19 protein-coding genes and 1 tRNA gene are annotated in these 16,323 nt (G+C 61.5%); 5 read left to right on the forward strand and 15 right to left on the reverse strand.

Going from position 1 to position 16,323, the window contains the following annotated elements:
- Positions 1-34: 34 nt before the first annotated feature.
- From iscR to trmJ, 3 genes are all read right to left on the reverse strand, one after another.
- On the reverse strand, positions 35-526 hold the full coding sequence (gene iscR / locus ACYCCG_RS24320; RefSeq protein ID WP_003248542.1) for a Fe-S cluster assembly transcriptional regulator IscR: 492 nt from the start codon (positions 524-526) through the stop codon (positions 35-37).
- A 179-nt stretch (positions 527-705) separates the two neighbouring features.
- Complete coding sequence (gene cysE, locus ACYCCG_RS24325) at positions 706-1,491, reverse strand: serine O-acetyltransferase (RefSeq protein WP_209967927.1); 786 nt, start codon at positions 1,489-1,491, stop codon at positions 706-708.
- A 3-nt stretch (positions 1,492-1,494) separates the two neighbouring features.
- Positions 1,495-2,250, reverse strand: coding sequence for a tRNA (cytosine(32)/uridine(32)-2'-O)-methyltransferase TrmJ (gene trmJ, locus ACYCCG_RS24330; RefSeq protein ID WP_176685529.1), 756 nt, complete (start codon positions 2,248-2,250; stop codon positions 1,495-1,497).
- Positions 2,251-2,401: 151 nt separating this feature from the next.
- On the opposite strand from trmJ, the gene suhB reads away from it, so the two are divergent.
- On the forward strand, positions 2,402-3,220 hold the full coding sequence (gene suhB / locus ACYCCG_RS24335) for a type III secretion system regulator SuhB (protein WP_003248548.1): 819 nt from the start codon (positions 2,402-2,404) through the stop codon (positions 3,218-3,220).
- A gap of 169 nt (positions 3,221-3,389) precedes the next feature.
- Here suhB and ACYCCG_RS24340 read toward each other — a convergent pair whose 3' ends face one another.
- The 6 genes from ACYCCG_RS24340 to queA all read right to left on the reverse strand — a co-directional run bounded on the left by ACYCCG_RS24340 (position 3,390) and on the right by queA (position 9,454).
- Positions 3,390-3,932 carry a glycine zipper 2TM domain-containing protein gene (locus tag ACYCCG_RS24340; RefSeq protein WP_010952063.1) on the reverse strand — a complete coding sequence of 181 codons (543 nt, stop codon included), beginning with the start codon at positions 3,930-3,932 and terminating at the stop codon, positions 3,390-3,392.
- A 119-nt stretch (positions 3,933-4,051) separates the two neighbouring features.
- Positions 4,052-4,960, reverse strand: a complete 909-nt coding sequence (secF, locus tag ACYCCG_RS24345; protein WP_209967929.1) for a protein translocase subunit SecF — start codon at positions 4,958-4,960, stop codon at positions 4,052-4,054.
- 10 nt (positions 4,961-4,970) lie between these two features.
- A complete protein-coding gene (gene secD / locus ACYCCG_RS24350) occupies positions 4,971-6,833 on the reverse strand; it encodes a protein translocase subunit SecD (protein ID WP_209967932.1) in 1,863 nt (620 codons plus the stop codon).
- 63 nt (positions 6,834-6,896) lie between these two features.
- Positions 6,897-7,232: a preprotein translocase subunit YajC gene (gene yajC / locus ACYCCG_RS24355; RefSeq protein ID WP_003248556.1), complete on the reverse strand. Its 336-nt coding sequence runs from the start codon at positions 7,230-7,232 to the stop codon at positions 6,897-6,899.
- Positions 7,233-7,274: 42 nt separating this feature from the next.
- On the reverse strand, positions 7,275-8,390 hold the full coding sequence (gene tgt / locus ACYCCG_RS24360) for a tRNA guanosine(34) transglycosylase Tgt (RefSeq protein WP_014589748.1): 1,116 nt from the start codon (positions 8,388-8,390) through the stop codon (positions 7,275-7,277).
- 14 nt (positions 8,391-8,404) lie between these two features.
- Complete coding sequence (queA, locus tag ACYCCG_RS24365; RefSeq protein ID WP_021781763.1) at positions 8,405-9,454, reverse strand: tRNA preQ1(34) S-adenosylmethionine ribosyltransferase-isomerase QueA; 1,050 nt, start codon at positions 9,452-9,454, stop codon at positions 8,405-8,407.
- A gap of 105 nt (positions 9,455-9,559) precedes the next feature.
- Here queA and ACYCCG_RS24370 point away from each other — a divergent pair.
- The 3 genes from ACYCCG_RS24370 to ACYCCG_RS24380 all read left to right on the forward strand — a co-directional run bounded on the left by ACYCCG_RS24370 (position 9,560) and on the right by ACYCCG_RS24380 (position 11,203).
- A tRNA-Leu gene (locus ACYCCG_RS24370) sits at positions 9,560-9,644 on the forward strand.
- 261 nt (positions 9,645-9,905) lie between these two features.
- Entirely contained in the window at positions 9,906-10,553 is a 648-nt protein-coding gene (locus ACYCCG_RS24375) for a trypsin-like peptidase domain-containing protein (protein ID WP_209969919.1), read from the forward strand.
- 170 nt (positions 10,554-10,723) lie between these two features.
- Positions 10,724-11,203, forward strand: a complete 480-nt coding sequence (locus ACYCCG_RS24380; protein WP_209967934.1) for a GNAT family N-acetyltransferase — start codon at positions 10,724-10,726, stop codon at positions 11,201-11,203.
- Positions 11,204-11,213: 10 nt separating this feature from the next.
- Here ACYCCG_RS24380 and ACYCCG_RS24385 read toward each other — a convergent pair whose 3' ends face one another.
- Both ACYCCG_RS24385 and ACYCCG_RS24390 read right to left on the reverse strand, forming a co-directional pair.
- Positions 11,214-11,510 (reverse strand): addiction module antidote protein, encoded by a 297-nt coding sequence (locus ACYCCG_RS24385; protein WP_459672045.1) that lies wholly within the window; start codon positions 11,508-11,510, stop codon positions 11,214-11,216.
- A complete protein-coding gene (locus tag ACYCCG_RS24390) occupies positions 11,495-11,752 on the reverse strand; it encodes a type II toxin-antitoxin system RelE/ParE family toxin (RefSeq protein WP_459672047.1) in 258 nt (85 codons plus the stop codon). The genes ACYCCG_RS24385 and ACYCCG_RS24390 overlap by 16 nt, the downstream gene beginning before the upstream one ends.
- Before the next feature lie 270 nt (positions 11,753-12,022).
- On the opposite strand from ACYCCG_RS24390, the gene ACYCCG_RS24395 reads away from it, so the two are divergent.
- A complete protein-coding gene (locus ACYCCG_RS24395; RefSeq protein WP_459672049.1) occupies positions 12,023-12,916 on the forward strand; it encodes a bestrophin family protein in 894 nt (297 codons plus the stop codon).
- Between the two features lie 37 nt (positions 12,917-12,953).
- Here ACYCCG_RS24395 and phnE read toward each other — a convergent pair whose 3' ends face one another.
- The 4 genes from phnE to ACYCCG_RS24415 are packed head-to-tail and all read right to left on the reverse strand — an operon-like array spanning position 12,954 to position 16,199.
- On the reverse strand, positions 12,954-13,721 hold the full coding sequence (phnE, locus tag ACYCCG_RS24400; RefSeq protein ID WP_176685523.1) for a phosphonate ABC transporter, permease protein PhnE: 768 nt from the start codon (positions 13,719-13,721) through the stop codon (positions 12,954-12,956).
- Entirely contained in the window at positions 13,718-14,545 is an 828-nt protein-coding gene (locus tag ACYCCG_RS24405) for a PhnE/PtxC family ABC transporter permease (RefSeq protein WP_209967936.1), read from the reverse strand. The genes phnE and ACYCCG_RS24405 overlap by 4 nt, the downstream gene beginning before the upstream one ends.
- Complete coding sequence (locus ACYCCG_RS24410; RefSeq protein WP_459672051.1) at positions 14,539-15,348, reverse strand: phosphonate ABC transporter ATP-binding protein; 810 nt, start codon at positions 15,346-15,348, stop codon at positions 14,539-14,541. The genes ACYCCG_RS24405 and ACYCCG_RS24410 overlap by 7 nt, the downstream gene beginning before the upstream one ends.
- Positions 15,345-16,199, reverse strand: coding sequence for a putative selenate ABC transporter substrate-binding protein (locus ACYCCG_RS24415; RefSeq protein WP_209967941.1), 855 nt, complete (start codon positions 16,197-16,199; stop codon positions 15,345-15,347). Before ACYCCG_RS24415 ends, ACYCCG_RS24410 begins: the two co-directional genes overlap by 4 nt.
- Between the last annotated feature and the right edge of the window lie 124 nt (positions 16,200-16,323).

The following is a 16,323-nucleotide window of genomic DNA, read 5'->3' on the forward strand; positions in this document are numbered from 1 at the left end:
ATCAGGCGGTGGCGTCGCTCGTCGTCCCAGGGGGTCAATCGACGGCAGACGTCTCAATCTTGTCCAGCTGGGCGGTTCGTCCTGCGACACGCCGCAGGTCCTGGCGCTGGGCGACTTCCTGCACATCACGGCGCTTGACGAGGTCGGCCAGGCTTATACCGCTGAGGAATTCATGGATCTGCTGGCTGAGGTCGCACCACAGGTGGTGGGTCAGGCAGGTATCACCGGCATGGCAGTCCCCGAGGCCCTGGCAACGGGTGGCATCGACCGATTCGTTGACCGCATCGATGACCTGGGCCACCTGGATGGTTTCCATGCCCCGCGACAGCTGGTAGCCACCGCCCGGACCGCGCACGCTGGAAACCAGGCTGCTGCGGCGCAGCTTGGCGAACAGCTGCTCCAGATAAGAGAGGGAAATGCCCTGGCGCTCGGAAATATCGGCCAAAGACACCGGCCCATGCTTCGCGTGCAACGCCAGGTCGAGCATGGCGGTCACAGCGTATCGGCCTTTGGTAGTCAGTCGCATGGCTATTGGGTACCACGGGAGTTTCGGGATGTGTGCGAGTATGCGATTCCCGAGCATTTAAGTCAACTATTAGACCTACTGCTTTAGTCGGGTTTGCATCGGGGAGGCGGGCGCGATTGTAGCAGACGAGGGGCGTGAGCACACGCCCCGCATGTCACCATGATTTCAGTGCGGCGCAATCAATGCGACTGGGTGTCGCGCTGGACCACCTGGGCAACCTCGGTGAAGTCGTCCTCCGGCAAGGCCGGCAGTTCCTTGGCACAATAGTCACTGCCCATCTTGGTCAGCGCGCCACACATACCCTCCAACCGTTCGTCGACAGCCTGCAGATGGTCGAGCATCTGGCCGATGGCGCGCGCCACCGGGTCGGGCATGTCGCCGCTGACACCATAGGCGTCAAAGCCGATCTTCTCGGCCATTGCCTTACGCTTGGCTTCGACTTCGGTGTCCTCGCTCTTGACGATGATCCGCCCCGGAATGCCCACCGCCGTAGCCCCTGCCGGCACCGCCTTGGTGACCACCGCATTGGAACCGATCTTGGCCCCGGCGCCGACGGTGAAAGGCCCAAGCACCTTGGCTCCCGCCCCTACCACCACGCCGTTCTCCAAGGTGGGGTGGCGCTTGCCTTTGTTCCAGCTGGTGCCACCGAGCGTCACGCCCTGGTACAGGGTGACGTCATCGCCGATCTCGGCGGTTTCGCCAATGACGATACCCATACCGTGGTCGATGAAAAAGCGCCGGCCAATGGTGGCGCCCGGGTGGATTTCGATACCGGTCAGCCAGCGGCCGAAATTCGACACCAGCCGGGCCAGCCATTTGAAATCACGCCTCCACAGGGCATTGCCCAGGCGGTGCAGCCAGATGGCATGCATGCCGGGGTAGCAGGTGAGCACCTCGAAGGCATTGCGCGCAGCCGGGTCACGGTGGAATACGCTTTGAATATCTTCACGCAGGCGTTCGAACATCTGTCAGTCCTTCCGTTTATGCGGCTCGCCCCGGACCACTTTCTGGGTCTCGGTGAGGATGCCGCGCAAAATGCTCATTTCCGAACGCTCGACCGCCACCCGCCCATACAGCCGGCGCAGGCGCGGCATCAGGTGCTTGGGCTTTTCGGGGTCGAGGAAGCCAATGCCCACCAGGGTTTTCTCCAGGTGGTCGTAGAACAGCTCCATTTCATCCATGGTCGCCAGCTCAGTGGCATCAATCTTCTCGACTTTGCCCGGCACCTCGCCGGCAGCCAGCCAGGCCATGCGCACCTCGTAGGAGAGCACCTGCACGGCAGCAGCCAGGTTCAGCGAGCTGAAGTCGGGATTGGAGGGAATGTGCACATGGAAGTGACATCGCTGCAGTTCTTCGTTGGTCAGGCCGGCGTGTTCGCGCCCGAACACCAGGGCGATTTCCTCGCCGCCATTGGCATGTTCCACCGCCTTGGCACCGCACTCACGCGGGCCGATCAACGGCCAGGGAATGCTGCGCTCGCGGGCGCTGGTGCCCATCACCAGGTTGCAGCCGACCAGCGCCTGTTCGAGGCTGTCGACCACCTGGGCGTTATCCAGCAAGTCGTCGGCGCCCGAGGCACGGGCACTGGCATCCAAGGCGGGGAATTCTTTCGGCTGCACCAGCACCAGACGCGACAAGCCCATGTTTTTCATGGCACGCGCAGCGCCGCCGATGTTGCCGGGGTGGCTGGTATTGACCAGAACAACACGAATATTTTGCAGCAAGGTGTTGTGCTCACAGATGCAGGAATCAGGGCCTTCGATCTTACAGAACCGACAGACGTAACGCCATGAAAGCAAATGTGACACTTCTGCCGCCAAAGTTTTCTGCTAGAATGATCGGCTTTCTTCTTTAACATCTCCAGGTGACCCGCCCATGCAGCCTATGCTGAATATCGCCCTGCGCGCCGCTCGCAGCGCCAGTGAACTGATTTTCCGCTCCATCGAACGCCTGGATAGCATCAAGGTCGATGAGAAAGAGGCCAAGGACTACGTTTCCGAAGTCGATCGCGCCGCCGAGCAAAGCATCGTCAACGCCCTGCGCAAGGCCTACCCGAACCACTCCATCCAGGGCGAGGAAACCGGTCTGCACGCGGGTAGCGGCGAAGAAGGCAAGGATTACCTGTGGATCATCGATCCGCTGGACGGCACCACCAACTTCCTGCGCGGCATCCCGCACTTCGCCGTCAGCATCGCCTGCAAGTACCGCGGTCGCCTTGAGCACGCCGTGATCGTCGACCCGGTTCGACAGGAAGAATTCACCGCCAGCCGGGGCCGTGGCGCCCAACTCAACGGCCGCCGCCTGCGCGTCAGCTCGCGTACAAGCCTGGAAGGCGCCCTGCTGGGCACCGGCTTCCCATTCCGTGATGGCCAGATGGCGGACATGGACAACTACCTGGGCATGTTCCGCGCCTTGACCGGCCAGACCGCCGGCATCCGCCGCGCCGGCTCCGCCAGCCTGGACCTGGCCTACGTGGCCGCTGGCCGCTTCGACGCCTTCTGGGAGTCGGGCCTGTCCGAATGGGACATGGCAGCTGGCGTGCTGCTGATCCAGGAAGCCGGTGGCCTGGTGAGCGACTTCAACGGCGGCCACGACTTCCTCGACAAAGGCCACATCGTTGCAGGCAACATCAAGTGCTTCAAGGCGGTACTGACTGCCATCCAGCCACACCTGCCAGAAAGCATGAAGCGCTAAGCGCAGATTGCCGGCAAACAAAAAGCACCTCTCGAGGTGCTTTTTTTGTGCTTGGTGGTTTTGCGTGGCCTGTGCCGGCCTCTTCGCGGGTAAACCCGCTCCTACATGGATCGCATTGCCCCTGTAGGAGCGGGTTTACCCGCGAAGAGGCCCGTACAGACAACGCAAATTACTGACCAGCTTCGCTCAGGATCAACTTGCCATTCTTGTCCAACGGAATGGTCGACCCCGGTTCGCGATCCATCTTCACCTTGCCTACCTGATCACCGATGGAATAGGTCACGTTGTAGCCCACTACCTTCTCGCTGATGTCGTTGACCGTGTTGCAGCGGGTTTGCGTGGTTGTGTAGGTATCACGCTCCTGCATGCCTTCCTGCACCTTGTTACCCGCATAACCACCACCGACCGCACCGGCCACCGTGGCAATCTTCTTGCCGGTACCGCCACCAATCTGGTTACCCAACAGACCACCTGCCAACGCACCGACTACGGTACCGGCAATCTGGTGTTGATCCTTGACCGGCGCCTGCCGCGTCACAGTCACGTCCTTGCAAACTTCACGCGGGGTTTTCACCTGCTGCTTGATCGGCTGCACGTCAGTCACCTGGGCGACTTCAGGGCCTTTGTTCACCAAGCTGTAGGTCGCCACAGCACCTCCGGCAGTTACACCGACAGCACCCAGCACCGCACCCACCAGCATTGATTTATTCACGTGAACCTCCTGATCGTACCAGCGGGCAAGAACCCGCGCTTCTCCCAGCCTTGGAGCAAAAAAAAAGGCGCGAGTTCAACACTCGCGCCTTTTCACCGCCAGGCGGCGCAGGGAAGAACTTACGGACGTTCGTCCACACCCTCGGCCTTGACCGGCGGAATGAGATCTTCGCTGCTCAGGTTCAGCCAGATCAGTACCACGTTGGCGATATAGATCGACGAGTAAGTACCGGCCATGACACCAATGAACAGTGCCAGTGAGAACCCGAACAGGTTGTCACCCCCGAAGAACAGCAATGAGGCGATGGCCAACAGGGTCGAAACCGAAGTGGCGACGGTACGCAGCAGGGTCTGAGTGGTGGAAATGTTGATGTTCTCGATCAACGAGGCCTTGCGCATCACGCGGAAGTTCTCGCGCACCCGGTCGAACACGACAATGGTGTCGTTCAGCGAGTAACCGATGATCGCCAGTACCGCCGCCAGCACCGTCAGGTCAAAGGTGATCTGGAAGAACGACAGGATACCCAGCGTTACCACCACGTCGTGGATCAGCGAAACGATCGCCCCCACGGCGAACTTCCACTGGAAGCGGAACGCCAGGTAGATGAGGATGCCGCCCAGGGCCAGAAGCATGCCCAAGCCGCCCTGGTCACGCAGCTCTTCACCCACTTGCGGGCCGACGAACTCGACACGCTTGACCTTGGCCGGGTTGTCGCCGCCAACCTTCTGCAGGGCTTCGGCCACCTTGTTACCCAGCATCGGGTCGTCGCCCGGCATGCGTACCAACAGGTCGGTGGTAGCACCGAAGCTCTGAACCACGGCTTCGTGGAAGCCGGAATTGACCAGCTCGGCACGCACAGCCTTGACGTCGGCCGGGCGTTCGTAGGTCAACTCGATCAGCGTGCCCCCGGTGAAGTCCAGCCCGAGGTTCAGGCCCTTTTGCCACCAACTGAACAGCGCCAGCACGGTGAGGAGCACGGTGACGGCGAACGCGACTTTGCGCACACCCATGAAATTGATGGTTTTCATCGCAGCTCCCTCAAACCCACAGCTTCTTGATGTCACGCCCGCCACAGGTCAGGTTGACCAATGCACGGGTCACCATGATGGCAGTGAACATCGAGGTGAAAATCCCGAGGGACATGGTGACAGCAAAGCCTTTGACCGGGCCGGTACCCATGGCGAACAGGATCCCGCCGACCAACAGAGTGGTCAGGTTGGCGTCGACGATTGCCGAGTAGGCGCGATTGAAGCCTTCGTGAATGGCGCGCTGCACCGACATGCCAGCAGCGATCTCTTCGCGAATACGCGAGAAGATCAGCACGTTGGCGTCCACCGCCATACCCATGGTCAATACGATGCCAGCGATGCCCGGCAGGGTCAGGGTCGCCCCCAGCAGCGACATCAACGCCAGCAGCAGCACCATGTTGCCCGCCAGGGCGATGGTGGCCAGCACGCCGAAGGCGCGGTAGATGGCAATGATGAACAGAGAGACAAACAACATGCCCCACAGCGAGGCGTCGATACCCTTGGTGATGTTGTCGGCACCCAGGCTTGGCCCAATGGTACGCTCTTCAGCGAAGTACATTGGCGCGGCCAGGCCACCGGCACGCAGCAGCAGTGCCAGCTCCGAAGATTCGCCCTGGCCGTTCAGGCCGGTAATGCGGAACTGGCTGCCCAGCGGCGACTGGATGGTCGCCAGGCTGATGATTTTCTTCTCTTCCACAAAACTTTGTACGGCAACGTCCTTCTCGACGCCACCGACAGTCTGCTTGACGTAGCGGGTCACCGGCTTCTGCTCGATGAAGATCACCGCCATGCTACGGCCGACGTTGCTACGGGTAGCACGACTCATCAGCTCGCCACCGTGACCATCCAGGCGGATGTTCACCTGCGGGCTACCATGCTCGTCAAAACTGGCCTGGGCGTCGGTAACCTGGTCACCGGTGATGATCAGGCCACGCTCGACGGCAGCGGAGCGGCCGCCTTCACGGAACTCGAACACCTCGGTGGTGGCCTTGGACGCGCCCGGCTCGGCACCGAAGCGGAACTCAAGGTTGGCCGTTTTACCAAGGATACGCTTGGCTTCGGCAGTGTCCTGCACACCTGGCAGTTCGACCACGATACGGTTGGCGCCCTGGCGCTGTACCAGCGGCTCGGCCACACCCAGTTCGTTTACGCGGTTGCGCACGGTGGTGAGGTTCTGCTTGATCGAGTATTCGCGGATCTCGGCGACTTTCGCCTGGGTCAGCGCCAGACGCAGCACCGCAAGCTCGTTGCGCTCGGTGGTGGTCAGGTCGAAATCATTGAAATTCTTGCGGATCAGGGCACGTGCCTGTTCGCGGGCAGTATCGTCAGCGAAGCCCAGCATGATGCCGCCATCCTGCTGAGGCAGGCTGCGGTAGCGGATGCGCTCTTTGCGCAGCAAGGTCTTGACCTCGCCTTCGTAGACTTTCATGCGGGCAGTCATGGCCTTGTCCATGTCCACTTCCAGCAGGAAGTGCACACCACCGGACAGGTCCAGGCCCAGCTTCATCGGGCTTGCGCCCAGGTTGCGCAGCCATTGCGGGGTAGTCTGAGCCAGGTTCAGGGCCACGACGTAATCATCGCCCAGTGCCTTGCGCACTACATCCTTGGCTGGCAGCTGGTCTTCCTGATTGGTCAGGCGGATCAGCCCGCTACCCTTTTCACCCAGGCTTGCGCCCTTTACAGCGATCTTGGCATCGACCAGCGCCTTGCTGACGCGATCGAGGTCGGCCTGATTCACCTGCAGCGCCGAACTGGCACCGCTGATCTGTACCGCCGGGTCATCCGGGTAGAGGTTGGGAGCGGAATAAATGAAACCGACCACCAGTACCAGCACGATCAGTGCATATTTCCACAGAGGATATTTGTTCAGCATCACGCCGCCCGTTCAAGACGCGGGGCGCGTTGCGCGCCCCGACTGGAAAATAAAACCGGTAACTCAGATAGCCTTGAGCGTACCTTTTGGCAGGGTCGCAGCAATGGCACCCTTCTGGAACTTCAGCTCGACAGTGTCGGACACTTCCAGCACCACGAAATCATCGGAAACCTTGACGATCTTGCCGGCGATGCCGCCGTTGGTGACAACTTCGTCACCTTTCTGCAAGTTGCTCAGCAGGTTCTTCTGCTCTTTCGCGCGTTTGGCCTGCGGGCGCCAGATCATCAGGTAGAAGATGACCAGGAAACCGACCAGGAAAATCCACTCGAAGCCGGTACCGGCTGGGCCAGCGGCAGGTGCTGCAGCGTCCGCGTATGCGGCGGGGATGAAGAAGCTCATTGGGCACTCCTAATGTAATTTTCTAATAATGGATGCGGACAGTCAGTCCAAGGGCGGTACAGGAAGCCCGCGCTTGGCGTAGAAGGCGTCGACAAAGGCGGCCAATTTACCCTGTTGAATAGCCTCGCGTAAACCGGCCATCAAGCGCTGATAATGGCGCAAGTTGTGGATGGTATTCAGCATGCTGCTCAGCATTTCGCCGCATTTGTCCAGATGATGGAGATAGGCGCGCGAGAAGTTGGTGCAGGTATAGCAGTCACAGGTCGGGTCCAGCGGCGATTCATCGTGACGATGGAACGCGTTGCGGATCTTGATCACCCCTGTATCGACGAACAGATGACCGTTGCGCGCGTTACGCGTCGGCATCACGCAGTCGAACATGTCGACGCCGCGGCGCACACCCTCAACGAGATCTTCCGGTTTGCCTACCCCCATAAGGTAACGAGGTTTGTCAGCAGGCATCTGGCCCGGCAGGTAATCCAGCACCTTGATCATTTCGTGCTTGGGCTCGCCCACCGACAGGCCGCCGATGGCCAGGCCATCGAAACCGATATTCTCCAGGCCTTCCAGCGAGCGCATGCGCAGGTCCTGGTACATGCCACCCTGGACAATGCCGAACAGCGCGGCGGTGTTGTCGGCGTGGGCGTTCTTCGAGCGCTGGGCCCAGCGCAGCGACAGCTCCATGGAAGTGCGTGCCACATCGTGCTCGGCCGGGTACGGGGTGCACTCGTCGAAGATCATTACCACGTCCGAGCCCAGGTCACGCTGCACCTGCATCGACTCTTCCGGGCCCATGAACACCTTCGAGCCATCGACTGGCGAGGCGAAGGTCACGCCCTCTTCCTTGATCTTGCGCATGGCACCCAGGCTGAACACCTGGAAACCACCGGAGTCGGTGAGGATCGGGCCTTTCCACTGCATGAAATCGTGCAGACCGTTGTGCTTCTTGATCACCTCGGTGCCCGGACGCAGCCACAGGTGGAAGGTGTTGCCAAGGATCATCTCGGCGCCAATGGCCTCGATATCGCGTGGCAGCATGCCCTTGACCGTGCCATAGGTACCCACCGGCATGAATGCCGGGGTTTCCACGGTGCCACGTGGGAAGGTGATGCGACCACGACGGGCCTTGCCGTCGGTGGCCAGCAGTTCGAAGGACATTCGACAGGTGCGACTCATGCTTGATCCTCGGGCCCGCGTGGCGCCGGATTGCGGGTGATGAACATGGCATCACCGTAACTGAAGAAGCGGTACCCGTGCTCGACCGCCGCTGCATAGGCAGCCATGGTCTCGGGGTAGCCGGCGAAAGCCGAGACCAGCATCAGCAGCGTGGACTCCGGCAGATGGAAGTTGGTGACCAGGGCATCGACCACATGGAACGGGCGGCCCGGGTAGATGAAGATGTCGGTGTCGCCACTGAAGGCCTTGAGCACGCCATCACGCGCGGCGCTTTCCAGCGAACGCACACTGGTGGTGCCAACCGCGATCACCCGACCACCACGGGCCCGGCAGGCCTCTATGGCATCGACCACGTCCTGGCCCACTTCGAGCCACTCTTTATGCATGTGGTGGTCTTCGATCTTGTCGACCCGCACCGGCTGGAAGGTGCCGGCGCCCACATGCAGGGTGACGAAGGCGCGTTCGACACCCTTGGCTGCGATCTTTTCCAGCAGCGCCTCGTCAAAGTGCAGGCCTGCAGTAGGTGCGGCGACCGCACCGGCGCGCTGGGCGTACACGGTCTGGTAGCGCTCACGGTCGGCGCCCTCGTCCGGGCGGTCGATATAGGGCGGCAACGGCATATGGCCGACACGGTCGAGCAACGGCAGCACCTCTTCGGTGAAGCGAAGCTCGAACAGCGTGTCATGACGCGCGACCATTTCGGCCTCGCCACCGCCATCGATGAGGATGACCGCGCCTACCTTGGGCGCCTTGCTGGCGCGCACATGGGCCAGCACCCGGTGGCTGTCGAGCACGCGTTCGACCAGTACCTCCAGCTTGCCGCCGGAGGCTTTCTGGCCAAACAACCGCGCCGGGATCACCCGGGTGTTGTTGAACACCATCAAGTCGCCGGGGCGCAGATAGTCGAGCAAGTCGGGGAATTGCCGGTGCGCCAGCGCGCCGGTAGGCCCATCGAGCACCAGCAGACGGCTGCCATGGCGCTCGGCCAACGGGTGGCGGGCGATCAGGGAATCAGGGAGTTCGAAGGAAAAATCGGCGACGCGCATGATGATGTTCGGTTCGGCAGGGCCGGGAAGTTTAGCCCAATGTGTGAAAATTGACCATGAAAGCCGATTGACCGACCAGCGGCACCTCTTTATACTGCGCGCCACGCCCTGATGGCGGAATTGGTAGACGCGGCGGATTCAAAATCCGTTTTCGAAAGGAGTGGGAGTTCGAGTCTCCCTCGGGGCACCAAATCCGGAAAAAACCGACCTTACGGTCGGTTTTTTTGTGCCTGCGATTCACGCCCGTCATTGACGCCGCCCCCCTGACTCCCACGCCTCCCCCCATACCTGCATTCTATTGGCCGCGCCTCGCAGTAGCACTTAAGCTGTCATTCGTCAGATATATTCCGAAAGTATTGTTAGAGTAATGGCACTTCGCCATAGTGGCGCTCCCCTTTCTCCACGCAATGTGTGTCCCATGAAAACAATCGCGCCCTGCATGGCGGCAATGATGCTGCTCAGTGGGTGCAATGGAGTGCCAACGTCGTACGTTTCAGATCCCGTCTACAGCCAGGCGTTCGTGGTTACCTCAGGTGCCCCGCTGCCCATGTTGCTGATGGCCAGCGCCATCCAGTGGAACGAGGATTACGCTGTAACCGCCAAACACACCCCCTTCCTGCGCAACGTGGTCCACGAGGGCCTCGGTGACGTAGTGTTCTTCAAGCACAAAGCCAGCAGCGTGCCGCACTGGCGCCAGTACGTGCCTGGGGAAGCCGTGACGGCGGTAGGCTTCAACAGTTTCATGATGCCGATGCAGGGCAAGGGCCATGCCCTGTCGTCGCTGGTACGGCTTGAAGGTACGCCTGGCAGTGTCTTCTACTCAGTACATGACGGCCCGATCACCAAGGGCATGTCGGGTGGGCCTGTGTTTGCCGATGACGGCAAGGTGGTAGGCATCAACGTCGCCATCATTCCCACCAGCGAGATCGACGCCGGCAAGCGCCCGGACCTGGCGGGCAAGGCGCGCATCAGCGTATTCATGTCATTCAACGAGATCGACAAGGAATGGCGGCGCTATCAGTACCTGTTGGCACACAAGGCCAAGCCGAGGGCGCCGGCTGCGGTCAAAGGCTACGTGGCGGTGGCCGCCAAGCCGTGAATCGGGGCGCGGTGTTGGATGGAAAGCGGCCTATGATGTGAGGCTGATGGCCTCTTCGCGGGTAAACCCGCTCCCACAGGGCCTGCACAGGATTTGAGCCTTGTGCAGTACCTGAGGGAGCGGGTTTACCCGCGGAGAGGCCCTGCCAGCCAACGCGAGAAGGACCTGCCATGCACCTGACCCACCGCCCCATCCGGCCAGAAGACATCCCCGTTATCTGCAGCTTCCCGCAGAGCCCGGACGAACTGTTCTACATGTTCCCCAAAGCCACCTACCCCCTCACCCCCAACCAGCTGAGCGACGCCATAGCCCAACGCAGCGGCTCCACGGTAGTGGAAGGTAACGGCGCTGTCCTGGCCTTCGCCAATTTCTACAAAGCCGAACATGGCGGCCTATGTGCCCTGGGCAACGTAGTGGTGGCCCCCAGCGCCCGCGGCCTTGGTGTAGCGCGTTATCTGGTAACGGCCATGATCGACCTCGCCCGCCAGCAGTACAGCGCCCGGGAGGTTTGGGTGTCATGCTTCAATCACAACACCGCCGGCCTGCTGCTTTATCCACAGCTGGGCTTCACACCGTTCGGCATAGAGAAGCGGCAGGCGTGGGACGGCACGCGGGTAGCGTTGGTGCAGATGAAGCAAATACTGGCTTAACCGAGCTGGATCAGCGGGTCATTACATGCGGCTGAACGAGAAGGTCCACCCCCAGAGCACGAATGACCCTCAATACAGTGTCAAAACGAGGCTTCGCGCCAGGGCTCAGCGCCTTGTACAGGCTTTCTCTACCCAGCCCACTCTCCGTAGCAATATGTGTCATGCCCCGTGCACGAGCGATATGGCCAAGTGCTCGAATGATTTCCTCGGTATCGCCATCTGATAGCACCTGGCTAAGGTATTCACTGATTGCCTCATCGCTGCTCAACAAGGCTGCCATATCAAACGGGATCAATTTTTCGCACATTTCATCTCCTTCAGCAGCTTTCTGGCTTTGAGGATGTCGGCGGCCTGGGTGGACTTGTCGCCGCCGACCAGCAGTAAAACCAACCTCTGCCCCTTTTGCGTGAAATAGACGCGATAACCGGCAGCTATGTCGATGCGAAGCTCACCAATACCGCCTCCAAGCCACTTGAAGTCACCAAGATTGCCCGCCGCTGCTCGCTCCAGCCTACGACCTATCGCCAGCCTGGCCCTCAAATCTCTCAAGCTCGATAGCCAAGCGGCAAAGCTTTCCTCTGTTCAACGAGAAACATCAAGTGGTCACCCAGTCGTGTCCTTATGGATACACCCATTCAAGGATTGAAGCGGCCCACTCTGTCGTTTTTGAGCTGAATCAGGAATTCAGGCACATCTGATAGGCCGGTCGGATTTTTCCCTTCGTTTCAGCTACAAAATCCCTTGCAACATTCAACCCTCGAACCTTCGACGAGCCTCGGCGTCCCATCCTGCATCCCCCGCGTTTCGAGGTGCCCCCGCGTGAAAGACGTCATCGCCCGCAAGTACCGCCTGGTGGTGAAGACCATCGGCTATATCGGCTGGTCGCTGTTCTGGCTGCTGATCTGGGATGTGCTGGTCACCCTCGACTTCATGCTGTTCTTGAACAGCAAGTTCACCCTGCCACTGATCCCGCTGACCCTGCTGGGCTCAGCCCTGGTGGTGCTGGTGAGTTTTCGCAACAGCAGCGCCTACAACCGCTGGTGGGAGGCTCGTACCCTGTGGGGCGCGCTGGTGAACAGTTCGCGCAGCTTCGCCCGGCAGACGCTGACGCTGATCGATGACCCGGATGACGGCCTGAACCCGGTCAAGGCCACCCTGCTGCGCCGGCATATCGCCTATGTGAACTGCCTGGCGGCGCACTTGAAAGGCGAAAGCTGCCCGGAGGAACTGATGGCCTTCATCCCCCCGGCGGAGTTCGAACGGCGCAACCGCTCGAACAATTTCGCCAATGACATCCTCAGTGGCTCTGCGGCCTTGCTCGCGCGGGAGTACCAGGCCGGGCGGCTGGACAGCATTCGTCTGGCGCGGCTGGAGTCGACGCTGGTAGACCTGTCTAACGCCCAGGGTGGCATGGAGCGGATTGCCAATACGCCGCTGCCCTACCCCTATGTGTATTTCCCACGGCTGTTCATCACGCTGTTCTGCCTGATCGTGCCGGTGGGGCTGGTGGAGTCGCTGGGCTGGTTCACGCCGCTGGCGTCGACGGTGGTAGGGTTCATGTTGCTGGCTATCGAGCGCATCGGCACGGATTTGCAGAGCCCGTTCAGGTTCAGCGAGCATCAGATCCAGATGGATACCATCTGCGAGACGATCGAGCGCAACCTGGAGTCGATGCAGCGGGAGGCGCAGTGTGCCGAGGCCATAAGCGTCTGAGAGATTTTTGGGGATGCCTTGCAACCCCGCCTACCCATCAGGCCCGTACATAACGCTGACGCAATACATCACTCAACAGATCCACAAACAACACCAACACCAACATACCGATGATCACCGTGCTGGCCTGGGCCTCCTGGAACAGGCTCAAGGTGGTGTACAGCATCTGCCCCAACCCACCCGCCCCGACGAACCCGAGCACGCTGGCCATGCGGATGTTGTTCTCCCAGCGGTACAAGCTGTAGGCCAGTAACTGCGGCCACAGGTTGGGCAGGGTGCCAAAGCAGAACGCCGCCACCTGGCTGCCCCCCTGCAAACGGATCGCCGCCGCCGGCTCGGGCGGGGCGTTCTCAAGCGCCTCGGCAAACAGCCGCCCCAGCACGCCAGCGGTGTGCAACGCCAAAGCCAGGGTACCGGCATTCGGCCCCAGCCCGGCCGCCAGCACAGTCAGCGCTGCCCACACCAGTTCAGGAATGGCACGCAAGGCATTCAGCAGCAGACGCGCCGCCCCTTGCAACGGCCAACCGAAGCGGCCCGCCGCCGGCAGTGCCAGCAACATTCCCAATACCATTGCCAACAAGGTGCCCATGCCAGACATGGCCAGGGTTTCCAGCGCCCCGCGCCACACTGCCTTGAGGTGGCCGGTAGACAGATCCGGCTGCAAGAAGCGCCCGGCGTACTCGCCCATCTGCCCCAGCCCGCCATTGCCGACCAGTGCGTGCAAGTCCAGTTCCAGGTATGCGAACGAGGCCGCCACCGCTACCGCGAGGGAGCCCAGCAGGAGCAGGTTGATTACCCGGTTCATGCCAGCCTCCAGCGCAGCAGGCGGCTGAGCAGGTCGGCCAGGATCACCAGCAGCAGGAACGTCAACAGCATGCTTGCCACTTGCGCACCCGCAAACATGCGCATCGACAGGTCGATCTGCTGGCCAAGCCCGCCAGCACCGACGAAGCCCATCACCACCGAAGCCCGCACCGCGCACTCCCAGCGGTATACGGTGTACGACACCACTTCGCTGGCGGCATTGGGCAGGATGCCGTAGAAAAACGCCGCCAGCCGGCCACTGCCCGCCTGCAACAAGGCATGCGCAGGGCGCTGGTCGACTGACTCGAATATTTCGGCGTAAACCTTGCCGAGCATGCCACTGTAGGTGATGGCGATAGCCAGTACGCCCGCCGTCGGCCCCAGCCCCACGGCGCGCACGAACAGTAACGCCCAGACGATCTCCGGCACGCTACGCAGGAAAATCAGCAGCCCGCGCACCGGCAGGCGCAACATTCGCGACCAGAACCCGGCCCGCCCGCCGCGTGAAGCGGCGCGCAAGGACAAGGCACGGCTGGCCAGCAAGGCAGCCGGGATCGCCAACAACAACGCCAGCGCCATGCCGGCAGTCGCCACGGCCAGGGTCTGCAAGGTGGCCTCATACAGTAGCGCAAGAAAATCGGCATCATGTGCCGGCGGCCAGAAGGCGCTGGTGAAGCTGGCAATCTGCTGACGGTTGTCCGCCTGCAGCAGCACCCAAGGGTTCAGTTCGCTTGACTGGATAGCCGGCCAGAGTACTGCCACCGCCAACAGGGCCAGCAACAACCGCGGCAGCAGCGCCGGGTCGCGGACGTCAGCCTTCAGCATCGCGGAATCTGCACGGTCAGGGTCGGCTCCTGGGTTGGCGGCGGAGCCAGTTGCTCGTTGGCGTATAGCGCTTCCAGCAGCTGTTCGGTGACGGCTTCCGCCGGGCAGTCGAACACAACCTGCCCTTCACGAATACCAATCACCCGCGGAAAATGCGCCAGCGCCAGCTCTACGGCGTGCAGGCTCGCCACCAACGTCACGCCAGTGGCTTGGGCATGGCGATTGAGCAAGGCGAGGCTGTGGTCGGCCAACACCGGGTCCATGGCCGACACCGGTTCATCGGTCAGCAGCACCTGCGGCCGCTGGTACAACGCCCGAGCAATGCCCACCCGCTGCAACTGGCCACCGGACAACTGCCCACACTGCACGAACAGCTTGTCGGCCAGGCCCAGTTCGGCCAACGCCTCGCGCGCCCCCGGCACATCGCTGGGATACAGCAGGTTGAGCAAGCCGCGCAGCGTACCCCACTGCCCCAGACGACCCGCCAGCACTGCGGTCACCACCCGCTGACGCGGTGGCAAAGGCGGCGACTGATGCACCAGGCCAACCCTCGCGCGCAGGCGCTGGCGTGCCCTTGCCGACAGTGCCCAAGGCTGCTCGCCAAGCAACTCAAGGCGCCCACTGCTGGGCTGAACGGCCGTGGCCATCAGGTGCAGCAAGCTGGACTTGCCCGCTCCCGACGGCCCGATGATGGCCACACGCTCGCCCTGCGCGACACGCAGGCTCACCGCATCAAGCGCGCGTACCTGGCCATGGCGCAGGCTGGCACCGTGCAGATGGATTGCCACATTCGAAGCTGTCACTTGAGCAGGCCGGCCTCGCGTGCAGCTTGTTCGGTGCCCTTGTAGTTCTCAGGCTTGGTCTCGATGAAACGACTGGCGGCCTGCAGGTCAAGGATGGCCTTGTGCTCCGGATTGCTCGGGTCAAGGTCCAGGAAGGCTTTCTTGATTTTCTGTTTCAACGCCGGGTCCATGTTGCCGCGCACGGTCCAGTTGTAGTCGAAGTAGGTCGGGGTGGTGGCGAACACCTTCACCTTGGTGGTATCGACCTTGCCGGCATCCACCAGCTTCTGCCACACGCTGGCGTTCAGCACGCCACCATCGACCTTGCCAGCCTGCACCCAGGCCACGGTGGCATCGTGGGCGCCGGAATAGGCCACGCGGCTGAAGTAATCTTCAGGCTTGATATTGTCCTGCTTGAGCATGAAGTAACGCGGCATCAGGCTGCCCGAAGTAGACGAAATGGAACCGAAGGCAAACGACTTGCCCTTCAGATCGCTCAGGCTTTTCACGTCGGGGTTGGCGGTGATGAACTTGGACGTGAACTGTGCGTCCTGCTCACGCTGTACCAGTGGCGTGGCGGTCGGGTCCTTCAGGTGCACCTGAACGAACGTGAAGCCCCCCAGCCAGGCCAGGTCGAGGCGGTCTGCGGCCAGCGACTCGACCACCGCCGGGTAGTCGGCCACGGGTACGAACTTCACCTCCATGCCCAGTTGCTTGGCCAGGTACTCACCCAAAGGCTTGAACTTGCGCTGCAGTTCGGTCGGCGCTTCGTCGGGGATGGCGCTGACCCGCAGGATTTCGGCGGCCTGAACGACAACAGCACAGCAAGACAGCACGAGGCCGGCGGCGAGCGCCAAGGGGCGTTTGAGCATGGGTGTTCTCCGGTTCAATAGCGGGGAAGTGCCGACACATTTGCCGGCACCGGGAATTATAAGAGGCAAGGGCCCAAAGGCCAGCTTTGCTACAATCGCGCAACAATTTGACCTGCAGAGGTGC

Source organism: Pseudomonas sp. VEM90 (genome assembly GCF_054611535.1).